This window comes from Methylibium sp. (assembly GCF_013817365.1).
Taxonomy (GTDB): domain Bacteria; phylum Pseudomonadota; class Gammaproteobacteria; order Burkholderiales; family Burkholderiaceae_C; genus Methylibium.
In genome coordinates this window covers 1-13,629 of the sequence record NZ_JACDCU010000058.1, presented here as the reverse complement: position 1 = coordinate 13,629, position 13,629 = coordinate 1, and the positions used below count along the sequence as shown (strand labels likewise).

The following is a 13,629-nucleotide window of genomic DNA, read 5'->3' as shown; positions in this document are numbered from 1 at the left end:
CTTCGATGCTTTCGCCATCGCGCCGCATCGCGAAGGAAAGGACCTTGCCGGTGCGCGCCCACAGGAAGCCGACGATGCGGTGATGCGTGTCTTCCAACTCCCGAGGGTGCGAGGGCGTGCCGGCGCGTTCCAGATAGCTCGGCGCCGCGTAGACCCCGAGCCGCAGCTCGCCCACACGGCGCGCCACCAGCGACGGATCGGTGAGTTCGCCGCCGCGCACGACGCAGTCCACGTTTTCGCCGATGAGGTCCACCACGCGATCGCTCACGCCCATGTGGAACTGCATATCCGGGTAGCGCGCGTGGAACGCCGGCAATGCCGGCACCAGGATCATGCGGGCCAGCGGGCTGGGCACGTCCACCCGCAGCCGTCCCCTCGGCGATGCCGAGGCGCTGGACAGGCTGGTCTCGGCATCCTCCATGTCGGCGAGCACGCGCACGACGCGCTCGTAGTAGGCCGCGCCGTCAGCGGTGACGTTGACTCGGCGCGTGGTGCGGTTGAGCAGCTTGACGCGCAGCCGCGCCTCCAACTGCTGCACGAGTTGCGTCACGCTGGTCTTGCTTATGTGCAGCGTCTGCGCCGCCTTGGTGAAGCTGCCGGCTTCCACCACGCGAGCGAACGCCTGTATCGCATCGAAACGGTCCATCACTGCTCCAGATGCTTCGAAGATTGTTCGGATTGCGCAAACGGTGATTGTTGGCCTTGCGTGTTTATCCGCGCGGCCCGAGCTTCTAGAGTGCCTTCATCGCGGCATGCGAAGCCGCGCAGTCCGAATCCGACATCGACCCATTCAAGGAGGCCATCCATGGCTGAGCGTGACGTTGTATTTCCGGCTGGGCGCCAGGCGCTCTACGAAAAGAACCGCTATTCGCCGGCGATCCGGTCCAATGGCTTCCTGTTCGTTTCGGGGCAGGTCGGCAGCCGCCCGGACGGCTCGCCCGAGCCCGACTTGCAAGCGCAGGTCCGGCTCGCGTTCGACAACCTGAACGCCATCCTGTCGGCGGCCGGTTGCACCTTCGACGACGTGATCGACGTGACCGTCTTCATCGTCGATCCCGAATCGAAATTCGACACGATCTGGAAGGTGGTGCCGGAATACTGGGGCGAGGCGCCGCATCCGACGCTGACCTGCATCGGCGTGACGTGGCTCTATGGCTTCCAGTTCGAGATCAAGGTGATCGCGAAGCTTCCGCAGGCCAGCGCTGGCTGATCTGGCCGACGATGCCAAGCTGGAGGCCAAAGAGCTGCGACCAATGCCCGAGAGCTCTCTTCGGCGCTCGATACTCATGGCCGCCGACCAATCACCGTTCGAGAATTCCGAAAAATGGATCGTATCGACGCCCTACGCCTGCTGCTCGACGTGTCGGAGGCCGGCAGCTTCTCGAGCGTCGCGCGACAGCGGGCGATCGCCACCTCGACGGTCGCCCTCGCGGTCAGCCAGCTCGAGCAGGAGTTCGACACCAGGTTGATTACGCGCTCAACGCGCAGGCTGGTGTTTACGCACGAAGGCGAGGCGTTGCTCGGCGATGCGCGTCGGATCGTCTCGGAGTGGGATGCGGCCTTGAGCGGGCTTCGCGAGGACGGTCCGCTCGCCGGACCGATCCGCGTCACGGCCACGAACGACTTCGGTCGCATTCGCTTGCGACCGTTGCTGGACGCCTTCCAGGCCCGTCATCCCGAGATCCACATCAGCTTGCTGCTGAGCGACAACACCTTGGACCTCATCGAGGAGCATATTGATCTGGCGATCCGTAGCGGACCCCTCCCAGACTCGAGCCTGCGCGCCCGGCTACTCATCCGTGGGCCGCGCGTTGTATGCGCATCCCCCGGTTACTGGGAACGATCGGGCCTGCCTGCGCATCCGCGTGACTTGGCCGGTCACAACTGCATCATCCTGGCACGGCCTGGAGCGCCCCTCTCTACCTGGTCTTTCCGTGACTCGGACAAACTCCTCAGCGTCAAGGTGCAGGGTGATCGCCAGGCCAGCGATGGCGACGTGCTGCGCGAGTGGGCCGCGCAAGGGCACGGCGTCATTCACAAGAACATTTGGGACATCCGGCAAGAGCTGGCGGCGGGAACGCTGGCGACGGCGCTCGACGACTATGTCGCATGGCAGGTCGACCTGTACGCCGTCCATCCCGGCAGCCCGCCGAGTCGTCGCCTTGGTGCATTGGTGGATTTTCTGGCCGAGGAGTTGCGAGAGCCGCAATAGCTGTCCGTCATCTGATCAGCGGCAGGCAATCTCGCAGGAAGATTCGCCGGAACTCCCGCAGGCATGCGTTCGAAAGCTCTTGACGTCACCTTTACTCGAGGTCGTGCAGGCTCAGTCGTTATCGCGGCGCCGCACTTCGCCCTGGGCGACCACCAAGGCGGTCTTCTCGTGAACGAGCTCGTCGGATCGCTGGTACGAAACCTGCCGGATGATCCTTCGATGTAATCGCAAGGTCATTTCGATCGGTCGCGGATTCTCTTCGCGCGCGCCACGCCGCACACTCGTTTCCGTTCCTACTGATCGAGGTTTACACAATGCAGATCGACTTCACCAATCGCCGGGTTCTCGTCACGGCATCGACGGGCGGCATCGGCTTCGCCGCAGCCAAGGGCTTCCTGGCCGCCGGAGCGAATGTCGTCATCAACGGCCGCAGCAAAGCGAGCGTAGAGGCCGCGGTGGCGCGGCTTGGCTCCGCGCAATCCAAGGCCCAGGGCTTCGCAGGCGATCTCGGTACGGAAGCAGCGTGCTCTCGCCTGGTCGCCGCGCATCCCGACTTCGACGTCGTCGTGAACAACCTCGGCGTCTACGGGCCGCAGGACTTCTTCGAAACGCCCGACGGCGAGTGGGACAGGTTCTTCCAGACCAACGTCATGTCCGGCGTCCGGCTGTCGAGGGCGTACGCGCCGGGAATGGTCGATCGCGGCTGGGGTCGCATCGTGTTCATCTCCTCGGAATCGGCGATCAACATCCCGGCTGACATGATCCACTACGGCTTCACCAAGACGGCCCAACTGGCGATCTCGCGCGGCTTGGCGAAGCGCCTCGCGGGAACCGGGGTGACCGTCAACGCGGTGCTGCCGGGGCCGACGCTTTCGGAAGGGGTGGCCGACATGCTCAAGGCCGACGTCGAGCGCTCCGGCGATAGCCTCGAGAAGGTCGCGGCGGACTTCGTCGCCACGAATCGCGGCTCCTCGATCATCCGCCGCGCCGCCAGCGTCGACGAGGTGGCCAACATGATCCTCTACGTCAGCTCCGAACAGGCGTCGGCGACCACCGGCGCGGCTCTGCGCGTCGATGGCGGCGTCGTGGACAGCATCGTCTAGCGCCTCGATCGAGGGCCGGCTTCGAAGCTCTCACAAGAATCTCCAACCGAACCGCCGACCTCTGGTCCGGCAATGCATCAGCAACCTTGCCTTCGAAAGGATCTCCAATGACCCACCCCATCATCACTGCCATCGAGGAGCGTCGCACGACCGTTCTGTTCGATCCGTCACGCGATATCAGCGATGAGCAGATCACCGAGTTGGTGCACCTGGCGACGAAGGCCCCGACGTCCTTCAATCTGCAGAACTGGCGCTTCATCGCCGTACGCACGTCCGACGCAAAGGCGCGACTTCGCGCGGTGGCGTGGGACCAGGCCAAGATCACCGAGTCGTCTGTCACGTTCATCATCTGCGGGCAGATGGCCGATGAACACACCTTGCCCGAACGACTGGCGCCCGCCGTCGAGGCCGGCATCATGCCCGCTCAGATGGTCGACGGCTGGGAGGCCGGAGCCGGGAGCCTCTACAACGAGCAAGCTTGGCGTCAGCGCGACGAGGCGGTCCGCACGGCGACGTTCGGCGCGGCCACGCTGATCTTCGCCGCCCACGCGATGGGCCTTGGTTCAGGGCCGATGATCGGGTTCGATCCCGAGGCAGTCGCTCGCGAGTTCACTCTGGCTTCCGACGAGATTCCCGTGATGCTCCTGTCGATCGGCTACGGCACGCCGGAGAACTGGCCGCAGAAGCCGCGTCGCCCCCTGTCGCAGGTGCTGAGCTTCGTCTGAGCTGGGAGACGTCCGATGCCGCTCGTCTTCGTCAAGAAGTACGCCGGCCGCAGCGATGCGGACAAGGGGCAATGGCCGACCTAGAAGCGCAGCTACCAAAACCCGCACGCACCCGACGTTGTCAGTGAACGGCAGGTGCCGCCGACCTTGCATTCAAGCCCTCTGCTCCCGGCTCGCAGTCATGCCCCCCGAGCCGGTCCTGCTGCCCTCGCGCGTCGAACGGCGCCTCATCAGCAGATACACCGCCGGCACCACGAACATCGACAACAGCGGTGCCGTGACCATGCCGCCCACCATGGGAGCGGCGATGCGCTGCATCACCTCGGAGCCCGTGCCGCCGCCGAACATGATGGGCAGCAGGCCGCCGATGATGACGGCCACGGTCATCGCTTTCGGCCGCACGCGCAGCACGGCACCGTCGCGGATGGCGCCGACCAAGTCCTCGTCGCTCGACAGGCCCCGCGCGAGCCGCGCCTCCCAGGCCTGCTTGAGGTACAGCAGCATGATCACGCCGAACTCCGCCGCCACGCCGGCCAGCGCGATGAAGCCGATGGCGCTCGCCACGCTCATGTTGTAGCCCAGCCCGTAGAGCAGCCAGAAGCCGCCGACCAGCGCGAAAGGCAGCGTCATCAGGATGAGCAGCGCCTCGTCGAAACGCGTGAAGGTCAGGTAGAGCAGCACGAAGATGATCAGCAAGGTGAACGGCACCACCACCTTCAGCTTCGCGGTGGCACGCTCCAGAAACTCGAACTGGCCCGACCAGGAGACCGAGTAGCCGGGCGTGAGCTTCACTTGCTCTGCCACCGCGCGCTGCATGTCCCGCACCGCCGACGCAAGATCGCGCCCGCGGATGTCGACGTAGACGAAGCCGGCCAGCCGCGCGTTCTCGCTGCGCAGCATGGGTGGGCCGTCGTTGATGCGCACCTGTGCCACGTCGGCGAGCGTGATGCGAGCACCGCTCTCGGTGAGGATCGGCAGGCGGCGCAGCTCGGCCAGCGAGTCGCGGATCTCGCGCGGATAGCGCACGTTGATCGGGAAGCGCTGCAGCCCTTCGATGGTCTCGCCCACGTTCTCGCCGCCCACCGCGCTGCTGATGACCGATTGCACGTCGGCGATGTTCATGCCGTAGCGCGCGGCGGCGTCGCGGTCGATGGTCACGTCCACGTAGCGCCCGCCGGTCAGCCGCTCGGCCAGCGCGCTGCTCACGCCCGGCACGGCCTTCACCACGCGCTCGATCTCGCCGGCGATGCGGTCGATCTCCTTTAGGTCGGTGCCGGCCACCTTCACGCCCACGGGGCTCTTGATGCCGGTGGCCAGCATGTCGATGCGGTTCCTGATCGGCGGCACCCAGATGTTCGACAGGCCCGGCACCTTGACGATGCGGTCGAGCTCCTCGACCAGCTTGTCGGGCGTCATGCCTTCGCGCCACTCGCTCTTCGGCTTGAACTGGATGGCGGTCTCGAACATCTCCATCGGCGCGGGGTCGGTGGCGGTCTCGGCGCGCCCGGCCTTGCCGTGCACCGATTCCACCTCGGGCAGCGTCTTGATGAGCCGGTCGGTCTGCTGCAGCAACTGCGCGGCCTTGCCGGGCGAGAGGCCGGGCAGGGCGGTGGGCATGTAGAGCAGGTCGCCCTCGTCGAGCGGCGGCATGAATTCGCCGCCGATGTGCAGGATGGGCCAGGCGGTGCTGGCGAGCACGAGCAGCGCGGCAACGATGGTCATGCGCGGCCATGCGAGCACGCCGTCGAGCAGCGGCCGGTACACGGCGATGAGCAGGCGGTTGAGCGGATTGCGCTTTTCGTCGGGAATGCGCCCGCGGATAAGGTAGCCCATGAGCACCGGCACCAGCGTCACCGCAAGGCCCGCCGACGCCGCCATCGCGTAGGACTTGGTGAAGGCCATGGGCGAGAACAGGCGGCCTTCCTGCGCTTCGAGCGTGAAGACCGGGATGAAGGACAGCGTGATGATGAGCAGCGAGAAGAAGAGCGCGGGGCCGACCTCCACGGCAGCGTCGCCGATCACGCGCCATTGGTCTTGACCTTCCAGCTTCGAGTCGGGGTGCGCGTGGTGCCACTGCTCGATGTGCTTGTGCGCGTTCTCGATCATCACCACCGCCGCATCGACCATCGCGCCGATGGCGATGGCGATGCCGCCCAGCGACATCACGTTCGCATTGACGCCCTGGTAGTGCATGACGATGAAGCTCACCAGCACGCCGAGCGGCAAGGAGACGATGGCCACGAAGGCCGAGCGGATGTGGAACAGGAACACGAAGCACACGAGTGCGACGACGATGAACTCCTCGATGAGCTTGTGGCTCAGGTTCTCCACCGCCCGCTCGATCAGGCCCGAGCGGTCGTAGGTCGGCACGATCTCCACGCCTTCGGGCAGGCCGGCCTGCAGCGAGGCGATCTTGGCCTTGACGGCCTCGATGGTCTGCAGCGCGTTCTTTCCCGAGCGCATCACGATCACGCCGCCGGTCACCTCGCCCTCGCCGTCGAGCTCGCCGATGCCGCGCCGCATCTCCGGGCCGACCTGGATGCGCGCCACGTCGCCCAGGCGCACCGACACGCCCGCTGCGGTCGCACTGAGCGGGATCTTGCGAAAGTCGTCCAGCGAGGCGAGCAGGCCCGACGCGCGCACCACGTACTCGGCTTCGCCGAGTTCGAGCACCGAGCCGCCGGCCTCCTGATTGCTCTGGCGGATCGCCGTGATGGCGTCGTTGTGGGTGATGCCGTAGGCCGCCAGCTTGTCGGGGTCGAGCACCACCTGGTACTGGCGCACCATGCCGCCCACGGTGGCGACTTCGGCCACGTCGGGCACCGTCTTGAGTTCGTACTTGAGGAACCAGTCCTGCAGCGCGCGCAGCTGGCCGGCGTCCATGCGGCCCGTTCTGTCGATCAGCGCGTACTGATAGATCCAGCCCACACCGGTGGCGTCGGGCCCCAGCGCCGGCTTGGCCGAGGCCGGCAGGCGGCCCTGCACCTGGTTCAGGTACTCCAGCACGCGCGAGCGCGCCCAGTACAAATCGGTGCCGTCCTCGAACAGCACGTAGACGAAGGAGTCGCCGAAGAAGGAATAGCCGCGCACCGCCTTGGCCCCCGGCACCGACAGCATCGTGGTGGTCAGCGGATACGTGACCTGGTCCTCGACGATGCGCGGCGCCTGCCCGGGGTAGGGCGTGCGGATGATCACCTGCACGTCCGACAGGTCGGGCAGCGCGTCGAGCGGCGTGCGGGCGAGCGACCACACGCCCCAGGCAGTCACCCCGACGGTGGCCAGGAGCACGAGGAAACGGTTGACGATCGACCAGCGGATCAGCGCGGCGATCATCGCGAGGCTCCGGAAGCTCCGGGCGCCGCCGACGCGGGCGGCAAGAGCGTCAGCCGCGTGATCTCCGGCCCCTCCTCGGCCATGCGGAACTCGAAGCCGACGCGGTCGCCGGCGCTCAGGCCGCGCGGCAGGTCCTTGGCCGGCGGCGGCTTGAACACCATCGTCATCGAGTCCCACTTGATGCTCGGAATCGGGCCGTGACTCAGCGTGATGCCGTCGCGGTCGATCGCCTCGATCAGCGCCTCGCCTTCGTGCCGCTCGGCGCCGCCGGCCGTCGCACCTGTCGCCCCGGTCGTACCGGTCCCACCGGACGCCGGCGCGTCGTTCAACCGCGCCTCCACGCCGCGCAGGCTCGCTTCCGAATCGATCAGGAACTGCGAGGACACCACCACGCGCTGGCCGGCCGCAAGGCCGCTCCTGACGACGGTCTGCCCACCGTACTCGATGCCCGCCTCCACCTCCACCGGCGAGAAGCGCCCGCCGTCCTCGGCCAGCAGCACCACGCTGCGCCGGCCGGTCTTGATCAGCGCCTCGGTGGGGATCAGCAGCGCCTTGTCCTGGCGCGTGCTCATGAACTGCAAGGTCACGAACATGCCCGGCGAGAGCGCGAAGCCCGGGTTGGCGAGTTCGACGCGGGCCTTGACTGTTCGGGTCCGCGGGTCTACCTCCGGCAGTACCGCCTGCACGCTGCCCTTGAACACCTCGCCCGGCACGCCGGGGCTGCGTGCCTCCACCTTGCTGCCGCGCTGCACCAGCGCGGCCTGCGCCTCGGGCACCTCGGCCACGGCCCACACCGTGGAGAGGCCGTTGATGCGCGCGAGCGGCATGCCGGGTGCCACGGTCATGCCCTCGCGCATGGCGAGTTCGGCGACCACACCGGTCGAGGGCGCGGTGAGCGTCAGGCGCGGGCGCACCTTGCCGGCCTGTTCCACGCCGGCGATCTGCGCCTCGGTCATGCCGGCCAGGCGCATGCGCTGGCGCGCGGCGGACACGAGCGTCGCGTCGGCACCGGCTGCGTTGCGCAGCGTCAGAAACTCCTCCTGCGCCGCGACCCAGTCGGGCACGTACAGCTCGGCGATCGGCTGGCCCTTGGCGACGCGGTCGAGCGTGGCGCGCACGTGCAGCTTCTCCACATAACCCATCGCGCGCGCTTGCAGCACCGTCTGATCGCGCTCGTTCCAGGTGATGCTGCCCACGGCCGAGGTCTGCGGTTGCAGCACGCCCTCGACCACTTCGGCGGTGCGCACGCCCAGGTTCTGCTGGATGCGCGGGCTCACGGTCACCGTGCCTTCGTCGGCGCCGCCGCCGCCGTATACCGGGACCAGCATCATGTCCATGAAGGGCGACTTGGCCGGCGCGTCGAAGCGTTTGCCCGGCACCATGGGATCGTGGTAATAGAGGATGGGATTGCCGGTCGCCGGATCGACTTCACCGGCCTTGATGCCTTGCTCGATGTGCCGGCGAGTGGCCGCCTCGCCGGCGGCGATGCTGCTGGTCGGGTCCGCGGCCGGCTCGGCTGACGCCGATGTTCCGGCAGCACCGGCGGCGGTGCCGTTCATGTCCATGCCGCGGTTCATGCCCAGCGAATACAGCATGTAGCCGCCAGCGGCCAAGGCGGCCGCAAGCACGACGGTGACGAGCAGGCGCGTCGAATTCCGGTTGTTCTTCATTGGATGCCCTTTGGGCTCGGGTTGATGGGCAAGGATGCCGTCGCGTCGGCATCGATCTGCGGAGACAGGAAGTTGAGCTGAGCCCACAGGCGCACGATCTCGGTCTCGATGCCCAGGCGGTCCATGTGCACCTCGATCGTGTTGCGGCGGGCCTCGAGGAGGGTCGGCAGGCTGCCGGTGCCCGCGCGGTAGGCGCTCAGTGCCGCGGTGCTGCGCTGCTCGGCCAAAGGGAGCAAGGCCTGGTCGTGACGGCGCAGGCGCTCCTCGTGGCTTTGCCACTCCTGCAGCATGGCGCGCACCTCGGCCTCGCGAGCGCGCTGCAGATCTTCGCGCTGCGCGCGTGCCTGTTCGACGCTGGCCAGCTTCGCGGCCAGTTCACGGTCCTGACGGTTCGCCTGATTCCACTGCAGCGGTACCGAGAAGTTGATCGACACCATGTCGGAGAACTGCGAGCCCCGCTTGCTGTACATCAGCTCGGCACTCCAGTCGGAGCGCTTTTCGGCTTGCGCGACTCGTGCCTCGGCCTGCGCAAGCGCCACCTGCTGCGAAGCCGCGGCGATCGTCGGCTGCTCCGCGATCTGGGCCGCCAGATCGGCTTGCGTCCACGCCGGTAGAGCGAGGGCTGGCCGGGCTGCCATCGGCCGGTCGGCGGCCTCGCCGATCCAGCGCGCCAACTGCGCCTTGGCCACCGCGATGCGCCGCTCGGCCTCGGTGAGGCGGTCCTTGATCATCTCCACTTGGCTGCGTGCCGCGAAGACGTCGGCCTGCGCTCCCTTGCCGCTGCGGTAGAGGGACTCGGCCGCCTCCACTTCCAGCTCGGTCCGTGCTTTCTGCCCGATCAGCAGTTCACGCAAGGACTCCTGGAACGAGCGCTCGAGCCAGGCGATTGCGGCGCCTTGCTGCAATTCCGCAGCGGTCATGCGCTGCGCAATGACCGACGCCTCGACCTCTCGCTCGGCAAGCTGGGACCGCGCGCGACGCTTGTCGGTGCGGGTGAACTCCTGCATCACGCCGACCGAGCGCATGGTCATGAAATCGCGGCCGATCGTGTAGCGGTCGGGCCCGTCGATCGGCACATTGGTGAGGCTCAGCTTGAGTACCGGGTCGGGCAGCTGACCGGCCGCGACCGCCATCTCGCGCGCCGCCTGGGTCTGCGAGCGGTCGGCGGTCAGCAGGCGTGACTGCGACGTGGCCGTGCCGACGGCATCGGCCAGCGACAGCGGCGCTGCATATTCGGCGCGAGCGGCAAGGCACGCCAGCGCAGCCGCCAGGACGAGCAGGCGCGGCGCAGCCGTGCGCCGAAGCGTGAAAGAACTCATGGGAACTCCTGAAGATCGCGAAGGCCGAGGGCAGGTGCCCGCGGTCACGGAGGCGGATGCTTCAGGAGATCAAATGCGATAACAGCAGTGAAGGATGCTGTGAGCCGGTGGCGGCGCGCGGTCGCGGCTGCGCTGCTGTGCCTGCCATGCACTGGCCTCGGCCGGCTGCTCGTTCGCAGCCGCCACGAAGAACAGGGCCACCAGCGCGGGCAAGCCTGGCGACGAGCTTGCCCCCTGATCGACCGTCTGTGAGCCGCCCTTGCAGTGCTCCAGGCACAAGCCGGGCTGCTCCGGGTCCAGCGCGGGCACGGGGCCGTTCGCCATGAACTGCGCGCAAGGCTGGCCTGCCATCGACTGTGAATCCAGCGCTGCGGAGGGCATCGCACAGGCGTACGCCGCCGAGGCCACCTGCAGGAACAACAGGCAGGCAATCAGACATCTGGACCACCAGAGGCGGGTGTGGCGGGCGGGACGCATGTTCACGGGAGGAGGATATCGCGGTTCGATCCGCGAAGGCGGATGTCGGTTGACATGAGAGCAGGACTGCGGCGTCGGAATGCAACGCACGGCCCCGGTTCGTCGGCCGGCAGCTCTCGGACTTACAGCGCGTTGAATTCCTTGCTTTGCCACTGTGCAGCACGCCCCGCGCGCGGCTTGCGCGCAATCAGGGTGGCAAAGGACTTGACCCGTGCGCCGGGCGCTTCGAAGTCGCTGATCTCCGAGTGCATCACCTCCCATTGCGCGAAGCTATCCGCCAGCTCGCTGCGCGCAAACAGGCAGTGGCTCGCCGCGTCGAACATGTCCAGGTAGGTCGTGCCTTCGACCAGCAGGTTGACGATCGCCGTGCCGCCTTCGCTCACGTGGGCCTGGATGTCGGCCAGCGAGCGCCTCGCGTTCGGGCAATCGAAGAACATCAGCAGGCCGATCGCTACGATCGTGTCGAAGTCCCCGGCGATCGTGTAGCGCCTGAGGTCTTCCTGGCGTGCCTGGATGTCGAGCTTCTCGGCTGCGGCGACGCCGCTCAGATGATCGATGGCCGCCGGGCTGGCGTCGAGCGCCAGCACCGAGCAGCCTCGCCGCGCGGCCGACACCGCCAGGTTGCCCATGCCGCAACCGAGGTCCAGCACCCGCCCGTGCAAGTGCGGCAGCGCCGCCAGCTCGAAGGGGTTGAGCGCCAGATCGTGCTCGCGGACCTGCCTCTCGAACTGTCTGTCGAAGAACTCGATGCTGTGGTTGGAAATCATGGTTCGGCGTTCCCGGATTCAGACCTTTCTCGCACAGCGTCGCATCGTTGCGGCTGATTCGCAAGCGTTTCTACCGTGCCAGCACGCGGGTGTCAGGCGCGCTTCGTCGGAAGCTTCTCATGCGTGCCCCGGTTCGAGTCGCAGTTCGCCGCGCGCCCGCGCGATCACCGAGCGGGCCGCGCTCAGGCCGAGCACGCCCATCACTGACGCCACCGCCAGGTCGGGCCAGCCGCTGCCGGTGCCGAACACCCCGAGCGCCGCCACCATCACCGCCACGTTGCCGATCGCATCGTTGCGGCTGCACAGCCACACCGAACGCATGTTGGCGTCGCCTTCGCGCCATGCGTACAGCATGAGGGCCACTGACACGTTGGCCACGAGCGCCAGCGCGCCGATGGTGCCCATCGTCACAGGCTGTGGCGCGCTGCCTGTCGCAGCACTCCAAGCCACCCTGCCCAGCACGAAGATGCCGAAAGCGCCCATCGTGAGCCCCTTGAACAGCGCCGCGCGGGAACGCAAGCGGGCGGCCATGCCCAGCACCAGCAGCGAAATGCCGTAGTTGGCCGCGTCGCCGAAGAAATCGATCGCGTCGGCCAGCAGGGAGACCGAATCGGCGCGAAGGCCACCGGCCAGCTCGACGGCGAACATGGCGGCGTTGATGACCAGCGCGGCCCACAAGATGCGGCGGTAGCGCGGGGACCGCGCGGCCGTGGTGGAGGCGCAGCCATGGCTGCTGCAGGAGTCGCTCATGAAGGGTTTCCGAAGTCCATGCGGGTATTCGAAACCCTGAAGCTGCTGCAGGGTCAAGCGGCTAGGATGCAATGGTTTTTTCAAGCTTTCGCGTGGCCTGTCCCGCCTACCCACCGCCATGCTCGAGTTCGCACGGGTCTCAAGCCTTTTCGTCGTGACTGCCGTGGCCGAGATCGTCGGCTGCTACCTGCCGTGGCTGGTGTTGACGCAGGGGCGGCCGGCCTGGCTGCTGGTTCCTGCGGCCCTGTCCTTGGCGCTGTTCGCCTGGCTGCTCACCTTGCACCCGAGTGCGGCCGGCCGGACCTATGCGGCCTACGGCGGCGTCTACGTCGTGGTCGCCTTGCTGTGGCTGTGGCGCGTGGATGGCGTCACCCCGACGCGGTGGGATCTGATCGGCGGGGGCGTTGCGCTCGCCGGCATGGCGCTCATCGCACTGCAGCCGGGCGCCGGTGCGCGCTGAGCGTGCATAAGCTCCGCATGAAGATCGGCGCACTGGCCAAGGCCACCCGCACGCCGGTGGAGACCATTCGCTACTACGAGCGCGAGGGGCTGCTGCCGGCGGCGCCGCGCAGCGACGGGAACTACCGCATCTACGCTGCGGTGCATGCCGAGCGACTGGCGTTCGTGCGGCACTGCCGTTCGCTCGACATGACGCTCGACGAGATCCGGCTGCTGCTGCGCCTGAAGGATGCGCCGGGGGACGACTGCGGTGAAGTCGACGCCTTGCTCGACGAGCACATCGGCCACGTCGCCACGCGCATTCGCGAGCTCAGGCAGCTCGAAAAGCAGCTCAAGACGCTGCGCGAGCAGTGTGCCGGACCGAGCGATGTTGCGCACTGCGGCATCCTGAATGAACTGGAGCAGGCGGCGTCGACGTCTCGCGCGCCGGTTGCACGAAGCCCGCAGCATGTCCGCGGTTCGCACCGCGGGACGCCGGCGCGCAAGTCGTCCTCATAGCGGAGCGACCTTGCCTCGTCAACCGCAGCAACGTCCCTGCACGCCCTGCTGCTGCACCGGCGGGCAGGGCACCGTGCCGTACGAGCAGAACACGCAGCAGTCGCCCGGCTTCGGCGTGAGGAGCGAACGGCATTGCCTGCACTCGTAGAACCATAGGCATGCGTCGGTCGGCATGCGCTCTTGCCGGACGTGGCCGCAGTGCGGGCAACTCAGCGTGGAGTCCGCAACAATCTCGCTCACATCGCCGGGCCGGGAACGAGCACCAGTGAAGCGTTCAGCAGGTACAGCCCGGCCGCGACGAGCGTGAGGCCGCCCA

The 13,629-nt window shown here is 67.4% G+C and carries 14 protein-coding genes; 6 read left to right on the top strand and 8 right to left on the bottom strand.

From position 1 onward, the window contains the following. Positions 1 to 646 (bottom strand): LysR substrate-binding domain-containing protein (locus H0W38_RS05990; RefSeq protein WP_292452090.1); only part of this gene is annotated, 646 nt, incomplete at its 3' end. Between the two features lie 159 nt (positions 647 to 805). Here H0W38_RS05990 and H0W38_RS05985 point away from each other — a divergent pair. From H0W38_RS05985 to H0W38_RS05970, 4 genes are all read left to right on the top strand, one after another. Beyond that, complete coding sequence (locus H0W38_RS05985; protein WP_292452089.1) at positions 806 to 1,210, top strand: RidA family protein; 405 nt, start codon at positions 806 to 808, stop codon at positions 1,208 to 1,210. 114 nt (positions 1,211 to 1,324) lie between these two features. Further along, positions 1,325 to 2,212: a LysR family transcriptional regulator gene (locus tag H0W38_RS05980; protein WP_292452088.1), complete on the top strand. Its 888-nt coding sequence runs from the start codon at positions 1,325 to 1,327 to the stop codon at positions 2,210 to 2,212. 314 nt (positions 2,213 to 2,526) lie between these two features. Beyond that, complete coding sequence (locus H0W38_RS05975) at positions 2,527 to 3,315, top strand: SDR family NAD(P)-dependent oxidoreductase (RefSeq protein ID WP_292452087.1); 789 nt, start codon at positions 2,527 to 2,529, stop codon at positions 3,313 to 3,315. A gap of 107 nt (positions 3,316 to 3,422) precedes the next feature. Further along, positions 3,423 to 4,040, top strand: a complete 618-nt coding sequence (locus tag H0W38_RS05970; protein WP_292452086.1) for a nitroreductase family protein — start codon at positions 3,423 to 3,425, stop codon at positions 4,038 to 4,040. Between the two features lie 153 nt (positions 4,041 to 4,193). Here the strand turns inward: H0W38_RS05970 and H0W38_RS05965 are convergent, their stop codons facing one another. The 6 genes from H0W38_RS05965 to H0W38_RS05940 form a co-directional block, all read right to left on the bottom strand. After that, entirely contained in the window at positions 4,194 to 7,373 is a 3,180-nt protein-coding gene (locus H0W38_RS05965) for an efflux RND transporter permease subunit (protein ID WP_292452084.1), read from the bottom strand. Beyond that, on the bottom strand, positions 7,370 to 9,043 hold the full coding sequence (locus H0W38_RS05960) for an efflux RND transporter periplasmic adaptor subunit (protein ID WP_292452083.1): 1,674 nt from the start codon (positions 9,041 to 9,043) through the stop codon (positions 7,370 to 7,372). Before H0W38_RS05960 ends, H0W38_RS05965 begins: the two co-directional genes overlap by 4 nt. Continuing rightward, positions 9,040 to 10,362: a TolC family protein gene (locus tag H0W38_RS05955; protein WP_292452082.1), complete on the bottom strand. Its 1,323-nt coding sequence runs from the start codon at positions 10,360 to 10,362 to the stop codon at positions 9,040 to 9,042. The genes H0W38_RS05960 and H0W38_RS05955 overlap by 4 nt, the downstream gene beginning before the upstream one ends. A gap of 69 nt (positions 10,363 to 10,431) precedes the next feature. Continuing rightward, positions 10,432 to 10,845: a hypothetical protein gene (locus tag H0W38_RS05950; RefSeq protein ID WP_292452081.1), complete on the bottom strand. Its 414-nt coding sequence runs from the start codon at positions 10,843 to 10,845 to the stop codon at positions 10,432 to 10,434. Between the two features lie 116 nt (positions 10,846 to 10,961). Continuing rightward, entirely contained in the window at positions 10,962 to 11,606 is a 645-nt protein-coding gene (locus H0W38_RS05945; protein ID WP_292452079.1) for a methyltransferase domain-containing protein, read from the bottom strand. Between the two features lie 117 nt (positions 11,607 to 11,723). Continuing rightward, complete coding sequence (locus H0W38_RS05940) at positions 11,724 to 12,356, bottom strand: cation transporter (RefSeq protein WP_292452078.1); 633 nt, start codon at positions 12,354 to 12,356, stop codon at positions 11,724 to 11,726. Positions 12,357 to 12,474: 118 nt separating this feature from the next. Between H0W38_RS05940 and H0W38_RS05935 the strand changes: the two genes are divergently transcribed. Next, positions 12,475 to 12,816, top strand: coding sequence for a YnfA family protein (locus tag H0W38_RS05935; RefSeq protein WP_292452077.1), 342 nt, complete (start codon positions 12,475 to 12,477; stop codon positions 12,814 to 12,816). A 17-nt stretch (positions 12,817 to 12,833) separates the two neighbouring features. Further along, on the top strand, positions 12,834 to 13,313 hold the full coding sequence (cadR, locus tag H0W38_RS05930; protein WP_292452075.1) for a Cd(II)/Pb(II)-responsive transcriptional regulator: 480 nt from the start codon (positions 12,834 to 12,836) through the stop codon (positions 13,311 to 13,313). An 18-nt stretch (positions 13,314 to 13,331) separates the two neighbouring features. Here the strand turns inward: cadR and H0W38_RS05925 are convergent, their stop codons facing one another. After that, the gene (locus H0W38_RS05925; RefSeq protein WP_292452092.1) at positions 13,332 to 13,553 is read right to left on the bottom strand and encodes a GDCCVxC domain-containing (seleno)protein; all 222 of its coding nucleotides are present in this window, start codon (positions 13,551 to 13,553) and stop codon (positions 13,332 to 13,334) included. Positions 13,554 to 13,629 lie beyond the last annotated feature (76 nt).